Source organism: Burkholderia sp. SR8 (assembly GCF_052851275.1).
In genome coordinates, this window is sequence record NZ_JAULUC010000002.1 from 419,307 (window position 1) to 431,796 (window position 12,490).

The 12,490-nt window shown below is 69.3% G+C and carries 10 protein-coding genes; 5 read left to right on the plus strand and 5 right to left on the minus strand.

All coding sequences use genetic code 11. The annotated features are described in order from the left end of the window. Positions 1-39: 39 nt before the first annotated feature. The 3 genes from Q3A80_RS04155 to Q3A80_RS04165 form a co-directional block, all read right to left on the minus strand. Positions 40-2,274, minus strand: coding sequence for a TonB-dependent siderophore receptor (locus Q3A80_RS04155; RefSeq protein WP_446327791.1), 2,235 nt, complete (start codon positions 2,272-2,274; stop codon positions 40-42). 623 nt (positions 2,275-2,897) lie between these two features. Continuing rightward, entirely contained in the window at positions 2,898-5,213 is a 2,316-nt protein-coding gene (locus tag Q3A80_RS04160; protein ID WP_446327792.1) for a pyridoxamine 5'-phosphate oxidase family protein, read from the minus strand. A 26-nt stretch (positions 5,214-5,239) separates the two neighbouring features. After that, a complete protein-coding gene (locus Q3A80_RS04165) occupies positions 5,240-5,884 on the minus strand; it encodes a glutathione S-transferase family protein (RefSeq protein ID WP_446327793.1) in 645 nt (214 codons plus the stop codon). Between the two features lie 127 nt (positions 5,885-6,011). On the opposite strand from Q3A80_RS04165, the gene Q3A80_RS04170 reads away from it, so the two are divergent. Continuing rightward, positions 6,012-6,947 (plus strand): LysR family transcriptional regulator, encoded by a 936-nt coding sequence (locus Q3A80_RS04170; protein WP_446327818.1) that lies wholly within the window; start codon positions 6,012-6,014, stop codon positions 6,945-6,947. Positions 6,948-7,174: 227 nt separating this feature from the next. After that, complete coding sequence (locus Q3A80_RS04175; protein ID WP_057925796.1) at positions 7,175-7,438, plus strand: fucose-binding lectin protein; 264 nt, start codon at positions 7,175-7,177, stop codon at positions 7,436-7,438. A 312-nt stretch (positions 7,439-7,750) separates the two neighbouring features. Here Q3A80_RS04175 and Q3A80_RS04180 read toward each other — a convergent pair whose 3' ends face one another. Then, entirely contained in the window at positions 7,751-8,407 is a 657-nt protein-coding gene (locus Q3A80_RS04180) for a TetR/AcrR family transcriptional regulator (RefSeq protein WP_446327794.1), read from the minus strand. An 88-nt stretch (positions 8,408-8,495) separates the two neighbouring features. Here Q3A80_RS04180 and Q3A80_RS04185 point away from each other — a divergent pair, with 88 nt between their 5' ends. The 3 genes from Q3A80_RS04185 to Q3A80_RS04195 are packed head-to-tail and all read left to right on the plus strand — an operon-like array spanning position 8,496 to position 11,985. Next, on the plus strand, positions 8,496-9,422 hold the full coding sequence (locus Q3A80_RS04185) for an SDR family NAD(P)-dependent oxidoreductase (protein WP_446327795.1): 927 nt from the start codon (positions 8,496-8,498) through the stop codon (positions 9,420-9,422). Beyond that, positions 9,419-10,981, plus strand: coding sequence for a flavin-containing monooxygenase (locus Q3A80_RS04190; protein ID WP_446327796.1), 1,563 nt, complete (start codon positions 9,419-9,421; stop codon positions 10,979-10,981). Before Q3A80_RS04185 ends, Q3A80_RS04190 begins: the two co-directional genes overlap by 4 nt. Positions 10,982-10,998: 17 nt before the next feature. Next, on the plus strand, positions 10,999-11,985 hold the full coding sequence (locus Q3A80_RS04195) for an alpha/beta fold hydrolase (RefSeq protein ID WP_446327797.1): 987 nt from the start codon (positions 10,999-11,001) through the stop codon (positions 11,983-11,985). Positions 11,986-12,028: 43 nt separating this feature from the next. On the opposite strand, the gene Q3A80_RS04200 is transcribed toward Q3A80_RS04195, so the two are convergent. Next, entirely contained in the window at positions 12,029-12,427 is a 399-nt protein-coding gene (locus tag Q3A80_RS04200) for a carboxymuconolactone decarboxylase family protein (protein WP_446327819.1), read from the minus strand. Positions 12,428-12,490: the final 63 nt, after the last annotated feature.

The window sequence follows — 12,490 nt, forward strand, 5'->3', positions numbered from 1 at the left end:
GTTGCCGGGGCCGCGCGTCACGCGGCAGGATCCGGACGGTCAGAAATCATAGGTCAACGAAACGCGCGCGGTGCGCGGCGCGCCCGGGAACAGGTACGCGTCGCCCTGCTGCTCGCCCGCGTCGCGCCAGTAGAACTTGTTGAACAGGTTGTCCACCGACACGCGCAGCACCGTGCGATGGCCGCCGAGCTTCGTCGTATAGCGCGCGCCGAGATTGAATACGAACCACGACGGCACGCGCGCGGTGCCCTCTTCGTTCGCGTTGCGGCCCGCGCTGTACTCGACGCCGCCGAGCATGTTCAGGCCCGCGATGCCCGGCACCGCGTAATCCGCGTACAGCGACGCGCGCAGCGCCGGTACGTTGATGATCTGATGCCCTTCGTACGCCGGCGAACCGGAATCGTACGCGCGTGCACGGATCGCCGCGACGCTGGCGGTCAGCGACAGCCGCTCGGTGAGCCGCCCGGCCGCGCCGAGTTCGATCCCCTGGTGGCGCTGCGTGCCGCGCTGCACGAACGTGTAGGTGGTGCCGGACGCATCGGGATCGGCGAACTGGAACGGCTTGCTGATCGAGAACACGGCAGCCGTGAGACTCAAGCGGTCGAGCCAGTCGTATTTCGCGCCGAGCTCGATCTGGTGCGATTCGACCGGCGGCAGGAATGCATACGCGTTGGTCGCGCGCACCGGCGCCTGATCGCCGAGCGACAGCGCCTTGCTGTACGACGCGTACAGCGACAGCGCGTTCACCGGCTTGTAGACGAGCGCGACCTGCGGCAGGAACACCGAGCGGTCGGTGTGCGTCGCGTCGCCGTCGACACTGTCCCAGCTGCGCTGGCGCAGCAGCACCTCCTTGCCGCCCGCGAGCACCTGCCAGTGCTCGCCGATGCTGATGCGGTCGAGCCCGAACACGCCGTACTGCCACGCGTCGAGCCGCGGATACGACGGCCCCGGCGTATTCGGCGACGGTGCGAACGCGACGTCCGGACCGTAGATGTTCTCGCTGCCGACGTAGTCGTACACGGCATCGGCCATGTGCACGACGCGGCGCTGCACGCTCACGCCGAGCATCAGCTCGTGGCGCAGCGGGCCGGTCGCGAACCGGCCCATCGTGACCGCCCGCAAATCGTCGTTGCGGCGGTATTCGCCGGGGCTGCGGAAATCGTACACGTCGTAGTCGCCGTTCGCGCCGAAGAAGAACGGCGACGTCGCGCCGGCCGCGCAGCTCGCCGCGTAATAGCAGCCGTATGCGAACGCGCTGTTGTCGTCGATCATCGTGCGGCTGCGGCCGGCGGCGACATAGGCCTTCCAGTCGTCGTTGAACCGGTAGTCGAAGCGTGCGTTCAGGTTCAGCGCGTCGGTCGTCACCGGCTTCGCCCACGGTTGCGTGCCGAGCGCCTTCGACGTCGTCTTCACCGACGGCACGACCGTGCCGCCGAGCAGCTGGTAGCCGGGCGCCGAGCGCTGGATCCACTGCTGGAATTCCGCATTCAACTGCAGGCTCGCGCGCGGGCTGATGTCCCAGTCGGCGGCGAGCGAGCCGAACGTGCGCCGTCCGTTCGTGCCGTCGATGTACGAGTGCATGTTCTCCTTCGCGGCATTGATCCGGAAGCCGAACTGATGATCGGGCCCGAAGCGGCGGCCGAGATCGACGGCCGCCGACGTGGAACCGCGACTGTCGACGCCGGCCGTCACGCTCGCGACGTTCGCCGAGCGCTTCGTCACGAAATTGATCACGCCGCCCGGCGCGACCACGCCGCTGTCGATACCGGCGAGCCCCTTCAGGATCTCGACACGCTCCTTGTTTTCGAGCGGCACGTTCTGCTCGCCGGACACGGTCAGCCCGTCGATCCGGATCGCGCTCGCGAGATCGACCGGGAAGCCGCGGATCGCAAAGCCTTCGAAATAGCCGACCGGCGCATAGTCGTTGACGACCGATGCATCGTTGCGCACCACGTCGCTCAGGCGTTTCGCCTGCTGATCGTCGAGCTGTGCGCGCGTGACGACGCTGACGGACGCCGGCGTGTCGCGCAGCGGCGCGTCGTCGAGCCCCGCGACCGACGCTTCGCGCACGCGCAACGCGCTGCCGCGCTCGCTGCTGACCGTGATTGCCGGCAGCGTCGCGCTGCCGGCCGCATCGGCGTCCGGCGCGGCCGGCGCGTCGCCCGGTGCGGCGGCAGCCTGCGCCGCGAGCAGCGTGATGCCGACACCGACGCCGAGCCGGATCTTCGTGCGCCGCCGCCGTGCGGGCGCCGCTGTTGTTCTGTTCACCGTCATTGTTCTGGATGGAAAACTCGTCACTCGACCCTGTCGAAACACTCGAAACCCGTGATGCACGGCCGTTACGCCGCTGCGAAGCGCGACCTCGCGCGGGAACCCGTCACCGCCCGGCTGAACCGCTGCACACATGCGTCGATGCGACATACATCGGACGAATCAGGCGATCCGGCCGCATGCGTGCCGAATCGATCGGGAAAGCGCGGGGTGGGACATCGGATCCAGGCGATGCGCCGGGCGCCGCTGCGGCCGTCGACCCATGTTGGATCGGGTGCCTGTCGGGTAGCCGGCTGCGGCGCGGTCCTGCCATGCGGGGGACGCTTCGAACGCCCCGGCGCAGGCGCCGGGCATTTGTGCGCGCCGTTCGTTGGAACGGCGGCATGCCCATCGCGCACGGCATCGCGGCGTGGCGCGCATTTTACCCCGGGCCGGGATTATGTCTGGCGAATCGGATAGACCATGCGATAACGGAGAAGGCCGCCAGGCAGTTCTCACGATGCGGCGACGATGACCGTCACCTCATGGCCGCGACGTGCGTCGCCGGCGACGTCGGCGACGCAACGATGTGCCGGTCGGGTCGGTCGCGCGGCGCTCGCGTGCTTCGCGTGCGGGCCGCTCGGCGATCAGCGATCGAGCACGAGCGGCGCCGTGGCCCCTTCGGCGGGCCGCGAGACGCACAACAGTGCGCAGCCCGGTTCGACTTCGGCATCGTACGGCTGCACGTAATCGACCGCGCCGGACAGCACGCGCGTCGCACACGTGCCGCACGATCCCGACCGGCATTCGGACGGCACCGCGACGCCCTGCCCCTCCGCGAATTCGAGCAGCGTGCCGTCGGCCGGCGTCCACGCGGCGTCGCGCGCGCTGCGGCGGAACACGACGGGCACGCTCGCCCCCGGCGGCACTCCCGCCGCACGGCTCGCGCTGCGTACGATGCTCGACGGCCCGAACGCCTCGAAGCGGATCCGTTCGTCCGGCACGTTCAGCGCACGCAATCCGTCGTACAGATCGCGCATGAACGCGGACGGCCCGCACAGGTAGAAGTCGTAGTCGTCGAACGGCAGGATGCGCTTCAGTTGCGCGATGTCGATGCGGCCCGGCCGCGCCACGCCGTCGCGCTGCGGCCGACTGTCGAACCAGTGCAGCGACACACGGGCGTCGGCGTCCGCGATTTGCGTGAGTTCCGTCGCGAACGGCCGGTCTGCCGTATCGCGCGCGCCGTGCACGAACACGACGCGGCGCGATGGCGCGCCGTCGGCCAGCGCGCGACGCAGCATCGCGATCATCGGCGTGATGCCGATACCGGCCGACACCAGCACCGCCGGACGCGGGCTCGCGACGTCGAACGTGAAACGGCCGCGCGGCATCTGCGCATCGAGCGTCATCCCGGCTCGCGCATGGTCGTGCAGCCAAGACGACACGCGCCCTTCGCGCTTCACGGTGATCCGGTAGTGCAGCGCGCCGGGCGCATCGGACAGGGTGTAGCTGCGGATCATCGGTGCGTCGCCATCCGGCAGCGGGACGCGCAACGTCAGATGCTGACCGGCTTCGTAGGCCTGCAACGCAGCGCCGTCCGCCGATTCGAAGTAGAACGAACGAATCGAGCGCGCTTCGTCGACGATTTTCGCGATGCGCAGCGGACGCCAGCTAGATGCGGATGATGTCGATGTCGATGTCGATGTCGATGTCGATGCCGATGCCGACGCCGACGCCGATGTCGCTGCCGACGCCGATGCCGCTGCCGCTGCCGCTGCCGATGCCGCTGCCGATGTCGATGCCGATGCCGCTGCCGACGCCGATGCCGCTGCCGATGCCGCTGCCGATGCCGATGCCGATGCCGATGCCGATGCCGATGCCGATGCCGATGCCGCTGCCGATGTCGACGCCGATGCCGCTGCCGCTGCCGCTGCCGCTGCCGCTGCCGCTGCCGCTGCCGACGATGAGACAGGAGCCGCCGCCCCGCCCGCGCTCGCCATCCCCGCAAACTGCGGTGCCGGCTCGACCGCCGACCACCGAAACGGCAGCACGCTGCGCGTGCGCCGCACCTCGCGCACATGAAACCGCACGACCCGCTGCGCGCCGTCGAACGACGCGACGAGCGGCCCGTCCCACACGATCTCCGCATCCGCCGCGACATACAGCAGGTCGCCGCCGTCGAAATCGACGAACAGCAGCCCCGCGCGCGGATCGTGCTGCAGGTTGCCGAGCGTATTGAAGAAGCGGTTGCCGCTGAAATCCGGCGTCGTCAGCGTGTGCGCATCGTCGACGCGCACGAAGCCCGGCATCCCGCCGCGATGCGATACGTCCGCGCCGCGCGCGGCGCCTGCACCGTCCGACGTGTTCGCGCTCGCGACGAAAAACGTGTCGGCGTGCGCGAGCAACGCGCGATCCGCGTCGGTCAGCCGATCGGCCACATCGACGCCGACAGCACCCCCGCCGTCGCGCGCCACGAACGCCGGCTTGCGTGCCTGGATGTACTTCGCGCAGTTGCCGAAGCTCTGCTCGACCGCGACCGTCAGCGCACCGCCGTCGACCGCGCGCACGACGCCGTTCACCCGGTTGCGCCGGCGCGTATCGAATTCGATCCCCAGCGCGCCGAGCGGCACGCCCGCCCGCCACGCACCGGCGAGCGGATCGCCCGGCAGCGTGTCGCCGCCGATGCGCAGCGTGCGCGCGTCCGGCGTCGTCACGAAGCCGGGCATCCCGACCCGCAGCGTCGCCCACGGCTGGCCATCCGCATCGACGCCGCCGAGCACGAAAAACGGCAGCTGCGTGAAAAACGTCCGGTGCTGATCCGGCATGAAGCGCCGAATCCCGCGCCTGCCGGCCGCGTCGGCTGCCTCGGTCACGCCCGCGCGCTGCTGCACGGCGAGCTCGCCCGCATGGAACGGCGCGTCGTCGAGTTCCCAGCCCGGTACGGCGGCAGTCGGGGCGTTCATCGCGTTCTCCCGGTCAAGACACGGCTTCAGGCGGCGAGCAGGCCGGCGCGCGTCGTCGGCATCGTGACGAAGCCCGGCAGCGCCTCGACGCGTGCAAGCCACGCGCGCACGTGCGGATACGGTTCGAGCGACACGCCGCCTTCCGGCGCGTGCGCGATGTACGTATAGGCGGCGATGTCGGCGACCGTCGGCTGCGCGCCGGCGGCGAACGGCTTGCCGGCGAGCTCGCCGTCGATCGCGCCGAGCACCTTCGCGGCCGTGCGCTTGGCCGCGTCGTGATCGAGCGGCGCGCGAAACACGGTGACGAGCCGCGCGGCCGCCGGCCCCGACGCGATCGGCCCCGCCGCGTACGACAGCCAGCGCTGCACGGTCGCGGCGCCGACTGCATCGTCGGGCAACCAATGTGCGTCGCCGTAGCGCTTCGCGAGATAGACGAGGATCGCGTTGGAATCGGCCAGCACGGTGCCGTCGTCGTCGATCACCGGCACCTGGCCGAGCGGATTGAGCGCGAGGAATGCGGGTTCGCGCTGCGCGCCGGCCGCAAGGTCGACGTCGACGGTCTCGAACGGCAGCGCGAGCAGCGACAGGAACAGCCGGACGCGATGCGCGTGCCCCGACAGCGGAAACGAATAGACGCGGACCGGACGGGCGGGCTTGCTGGCTGCGGACATGGAAAGGCTCCTGGATCTCGCGGCGCCGGGAATCGGCGACGAACGGCCCCCAGCGTAGCGCTCGCCGTTCGCATCCAGAAGACGGATAATGGCTGAAACATTATCCGCTTCCATAGGACAATCGACGATGGCCGACCTGCGCGACGTGAACCTGAACCGACTGGCGATCTTCGTCGCCGTGGTCGACGCCGGCTCGCTGACGGCCGCGGCCGAACGGCTCGGCCTGGCGAAGACGGTGGTCAGCACGCACATGCAGCGCCTCGAATCCGAGGTCGGCGCGAACCTGCTGGTGCGCACGACCCGGCGGCTGAGCGTGACCGATGCGGGGCGCGTGTTCTACGACGCGTGCCGCGACATCGTGCGGGCGACCGAAACGGCGCTGGACGCGGTCTCGTCCGACGCGGGGCCGCTGCGCGGCACGCTGCGCGTGAGCGTGCCGATCGACTACGGCGCGCTGGTCGTCGCGCCGGCCGTCGTCGCGCTGCGCGACGCGCATCCGGGGCTCGACGTCGAACTGATCGCGAACGACCGCGTCGTCGATCTCGTCGCGGACAACCTCGACGTCGCGATCCGCATCGGCCGGCTCGCGGATTCGAACTATCGCGCGGTGCAGCTCGGCGAATACGAGAAATGGGTGGTCGCGAGCCCCGCATTCGTCGCGCGGCACGGGCTGCCGCGCGATCCGGACGCGCTCGCCGCGCTGCCGTTCGTGATGCTGTCGACGCTGCCCCGCCCGCATACGCTCGAACTCGATCACGCGAGCGGCACGCACGCATCGGTGCGCTGCATCGCGGCAGTCGTGTCGAACACCGCGACGGCCTGCCGCGCGATCGCGCTCGCCGGCGGCGGCTTCGGGCTCCTGACGGATTTCTCGATCGCGGAGGACGTCGCGGCCGGGCGGCTCGTGCGCTTGCTGCCTGCGTGGCGTTCGGCGCGGGCGGGAATTCACGCGGTGTATCCGTCGACGCGGCTGCCGTCGCCGAAGGTGCGTGCGTTCATCGACGCGATGCGGGCAAGGATCGCAGACACCGGGGCGGCTGCGCAGCGCGCGCCGCACGGGTAGAACGCACGTCGGGCCCAGCGAAATGCGGGGCGGCTCGTAGTGTTCCGACGCCATTTCGATCCGCCGTCACCGGCTTTTCAAGACCCGCATCAATGCCGCGATTCATTCACGAAAAATCGCATATTGCTTTCTCATATTTTTGACTAATCTTATTTCCGGTAATACGCCGAATCGCGTTTACCGAAACGTTTCAATTCTCCGCTTTATTCCAATCAAGGAGTTTGAAAATGCAAACCGCCGCAATTTCCTGGGGAAGCACGCCGTCGATTCGCGTCTACACGGCCAACGGCAACAAGATCACCGAGCGCTGCTACGACGGATCGAACTGGTACACCGGGGCGTTCAACCAGGCCGGCGACAACGTGTCGGCGACGTGCTGGCTGGTCGGCAGCGCCGTGCATATCCGCGTGTACGCGACCAGCGGGGGTTCGACGACCGAGTGGTGCTGGGATGGCGAAGGCTGGACCCGGGGCGGATACACGGGCTCGTAAGTTCGCATCAGTCGGCGCGGCACGGTTCGCGCGTGACAATGGCGCAACGTCGATTTTGATTGACGTTGCGCTTTATTTTTTCACTGCGGATTTCATTGACGACGATCACACCACAACGAATCATGACCATTATCAAAAAATGACAATCCGGTGAAATTCTGCGACCGATTAATAACGCCCTCTTCCGCGATTTCGCCAATATGAATCGCAATAACATTGCAATATCGACGAGCGCGGGCCCGATCGCAGGAACGTACATCGTGCGCAGGCGCCCGCAACGAGAACCCGGCACCGCCGTCCGCGTGTCCGCCCCTACCCCGCTTCCCGCAACGTCCCCAGCAGCACCTTCCGGCAACTCGCGATCATCTGCGCCTCCGGATCGCGATACCCGGTGAGCAGCCACGCCGCCCCGACGTTCGTCATCGCGCCGACCAGCGCGAGCCCGACGAGCCGCTGCTCGGTGCGCTCCGCGGGCGTCACGGCCTCGCGCGCCGCACCGATCGCCATGATCAGCTTGCCGAAGTCGATCAGCATCCGCTGGTAGGTCATGTCGGTATCCGCGCTCACGCCCATCACCTCGAGCAGCAGCACGCGCGCCGCGCACGGATCGCGCAGGAATGCGAAGAACGCGGCAAGCCCCGCGTCGACGCTTTCGCTCAGATCGCCGCCGCGCTCGGCCACCGCGCGCGCGACCGCGTCGTGCAGTCGCTGCGCATGATGCAGGTACGTGCAGCGCAGCAGATCCTCGGTGCTGTCGAACGCCGCATAGAAATAGCGGTCGTTGAGCTTCGCTTCCTGGCAGATCGACCGCACGGTCGCCTTGCGGAAGCCGACCGTGCCGAACACCTGCGTCGCCGCGCGGATCAGCGCGTCGCGCCGCTCGGCGGCCCGTACTTCGGGCGCGACACCGCCGTACGCCCGGCCCCGTTTTTCCGTTTCGAGTGCTTTCTCCATTTCGCTATTTGACATCAGGACACCCGAAAACTAAAGTGGTGACGAACAACACCACAATAGACACGCCGCCGGCGCAGCGCAAGCGGAACGGGAGGGACAACGGATGAAGGGTTTTTCCGGCAAGGTCGCCGCGATCACGGGCGCCGGTTCGGGCATGGGCCGCAGCCTCGCGGTCGAGCTCGCGCGGCGCGGCTGCGAAGTGGCGCTCGCCGACGTCAACGACGTCGGGCTCGCCGGCACGGCGGCCGCCTGCGCGACATACGGCGTGCGCACCAGCACGCGCCGGCTCGACGTCGCCGATCGCGACGCGGTGTTCGCATGGGCCGACTTCGTGCGCGCCGAACACGGCAAGATCAACCTGATCTTCAACAACGCGGGCGTGTCGCTGGCCGCGCGTGCCGAGACCGCGACCCTCGCCGATCTCGAATGGATCGTCGGCATCAACTTCTGGGGCGTCGTGCACGGCACGCAGGCGTTCCTGCCGCACCTGCGCGCGGCCGGCGACGGGCATGTGATCAACACGTCGAGCCTGTTCGGGCTCATCGCGATGCCGACGCAGAGCGCGTACAACGCGACCAAGTTCGCGGTGCGCGGCTTCACCGAAGCGTTGCGGATGGAGCTCGAGCTGGACGGCGCGCCCGTGAGCGCGACCTGCGTGCATCCGGGCGGCGTCGCGACCAACATCGTCGACGCCAGCCGCGTCGATACCAGCATCCATGCGTTGACCGGCCAGGACGAAGCGACCCACCGCCGCCAGGCGAACCGCCTGATCGACGCGACCACCGCCGATGACGCCGCGCGGCAGATTCTCGCGGGCGTCGAACGCAACGCGCGCCGCGTGCTGGTCGGCGCCGATGCGCGCCGCCTCGACAAGCTCGCGCGCCTGCTCGGCGCCGGCTACCAGCGGCTGGTGCTGCGCCACGTGCGCCGCGCCCGCGCGCGCAATCTTCGCGGGAAGGACACCTCCGCGGGAGAACGCGTGCACGGCCCGTCGGCACTCGCGACCCCACCCACCAAGGATCCCGCATGACCTCGACGACGACCGACCGGCGCGACGCGCCGCCCGCCTGCGGCGACAGCCGCGACCTCGACGTGCTGATCGTCGGCGCCGGCCTGTCCGGCATCGGCGCCGCGTATCACCTGAAGAAGCGCTGCCCGTACGCGAGCGTCGCGATCGTCGAGGCGCGCGACGCGATCGGCGGCACCTGGGACCTGTTCCGCTATCCGGGCGTTCGTTCGGATTCCGACATGTTCACGCTCGGCTACAGCTTCCGCCCGTGGCACAGCGACAACGCGATTTCGGACGGGCAGACGATCCTCGACTACATCCGCGACACCGCGCGCGCGTACGGCATCGACGAGACGATCCGCTACGGCCAGAAGGTGGTCGCGGCCGACTGGGATTCGCACCGCGCGCGCTGGACGGTGCGTGTCGAGCGCACGTTGAACGGCGCGGTCGACACGCTCGTCTACACGTGCCGCTTCCTGTACATGTGCAGCGGCTATTACGACTACGACGGCGGCTACCTGCCCGACTGGGCCGGCATGGAATCGTTCGAAGGCCGGATCGTGCATCCGCAGCAATGGCCGAAGGATCTGGCGTACGCGAACCGGCGCGTCGTCGTGATCGGCAGCGGCGCGACGGCCGTCACGCTGGTGCCGTCGATGGCGGCCGACGCGAAGCACGTGACGATGCTGCAGCGCTCGCCGACCTACATCGTGTCGCTGCCCGCGCGCGACAGGATTGCGAACGCGCTGCGCCGCGTGCTGCCGTCGCGGCTCGCGCACCGGCTCGTGCGCGTGAAGAACGTGCTGCTGACGATGTACCTGTACAACGTGTCGCGCCGCAAGCCCGAGCGCACGAAGCGCTTCATCATCCGTGCGGCCAGCAGGCAGCTCGGACCCGGCTTCGACGTCGCGAAGCACCTGACGCCGCGCTACATGCCGTGGGACCAGCGCGTGTGCCTCGTGCCGAACGGCGACCTGTTCAAGTCGATCCGCGCGGGCCGCGCATCGATCGTCACCGACGAAATCGAGCGCTTCACGCCGACCGGCCTGCAGCTGAAGAGCGGCCAGCAACTCGACGCGGACGTGATCGTCACCGCGACGGGGCTGAAGGTGAAGATGCTCGGCGGTGCGCGCGTCACGGTGGACGGCCGCGCGGTCGACCTGCCGCAGACGGTGTCCTATAAAGGAATGATGTACAGCGACGTGCCGAACCTCGCATCGTCGTTCGGCTACACGAATGCGTCGTGGACGCTCAAGGCCGAGCTGATCGCGCGCTACGTGTGCCGGCTGCTGAACCACATGCGCGCGAACGGCTACGACACCTGCGTGCCGCGGCTCGGCGCCGGCGATCTCGGCGACGTGCCCGCGGTGAACCTGAGCTCGGGCTACATCCAGCGCGCGGCGGGCATCCTGCCGAAGCAGGGCCACCGCAAGCCGTGGAAGTTCCACCAGAACTACGTGCTCGATCTGGCGTCGCTGAAGTTCAGCGGGCTCGCCGATTCCGCGATGCAGTTCGAACGCCGCGCGACAGCCGGCCCGGCCGCCGCGCCGGTTGCCGAACCCGTACTCGAAACCCGCTGACACCCGTCGAGGCCGACATGAGCCATACGCTTCATCTGATCCAGAACGTGCTGCTCGGCGCCGTCGCGGTGCTCGCCGCGCTCGCGCTGTTTTCCGGCTACGTCGCGCGGCGCGTCACGCGCGCGTTTCCGCCCGAAGGCCGCTTCGTCGACGTCGGCGGCGACCGGATCCACTACGTCGAGTACGGCAGCGGATCGCCGATCGTGTTCGTGCACGGGCTGGCCGGCCAGTGGCGCAACTTCGCGTACCTGCCGCTCGCGCGGCTCGCGCAGCACCATCGCGTGATCTTCGTCGACCGTCCGGGCGCCGGCCGTTCGCTGCGCGGCGCCGGTTCGCAGGCGAACGTGTTCGCGCAGGCCCGCACGATCGCCGCGTTCATCGATGCGCTGAAGCTCGACCGCCCCGTGCTGGTCGGCCACTCGCTCGGCGGCGCGATCGCGCTCGCGGTCGGCCTGAACCATCCGGAGCGCGTGAGCCGGCTCGCGCTGATCGCGCCGCTGTCGCACGAGCAGACCGAACCGCCGGCGCCGTTCAGGCCGCTGATGTTGCCGTCGCCGCTCGTGCGCCGCTTCGTGTCGTGGACCTTCGCGATCCCGCTGACGATCCTGACCGGCCGCGGCGCGGTCCGGCAAGTGTTCGCGCCGGAAGCCGTGCCGCGCGACTTTCCGGTGAAGGGCGGCGGACTGCTCGGGCTGCGCCCGCCCGTGTTCTACGCGACCGCGACGGACCTGCTGTCGGCGCCCGTCGACCTGCCCGCGATGGAGCGGCGCTACGCGGAACTGACGCTGCCGGTCGACGTGTTGTACGGCCGCGCCGACCCGATCCTCAACTGGCGTACGCACGGCGACGCGCTCGCGCAGAAGTCGGCACGCGTGCGGCTGACGGTCGTCGAAGGCGGGCACATGCTGCCCGTCACGATGCCGGACGCGACCGCGGACTGGCTGCTCGACGTCGCCGCCGCACCGCTCGACGCAACCGGGCAGGTCACGCGCGTCGTGCACTGAGCGTCATCGGCCAGCCGGTCGCGACGCGCCGCGCCGCGCGCGCTCAGGCCTCGTCGTCGGGCACCGACAGCCCGAGCTCCGACAGCACTTCCCGCGCGCTGCGAAACGCCTCGACCGCGGCCGGCGCACCCGCGTAGACGGCGCTGTGCAGCAGCACTTCGCGAATCTCGACGACGCTCGCGCCGTTGTTCAACGCGCCGCGCACGTGCCCCTTCAGCTCCGTGCTGCGGCCGAGCGCGGCCAGCATCGCGCACGTGCAGAGGCTGCGCGTCTTCAGGTCGATCCCGCCGCGCTGCCACGTGCTGCCCCACGCGTGCTCGTTCAGCCAGTTCTGCAGCGGACGGGAAAAGCCGTCGAGATCGCGCATCGCGCGCTCGACGAATGCGTCGCCCATGACTTCGGTGCGGCGTGCCTTGCCCTGTTCCCTGTCCTGTTCGCTCATGTCGGTGTCCTGGTCGAAGGGGGATGGAAGCCGCGAGCGCTTCGGCATCGCCGGCGGCCGGTC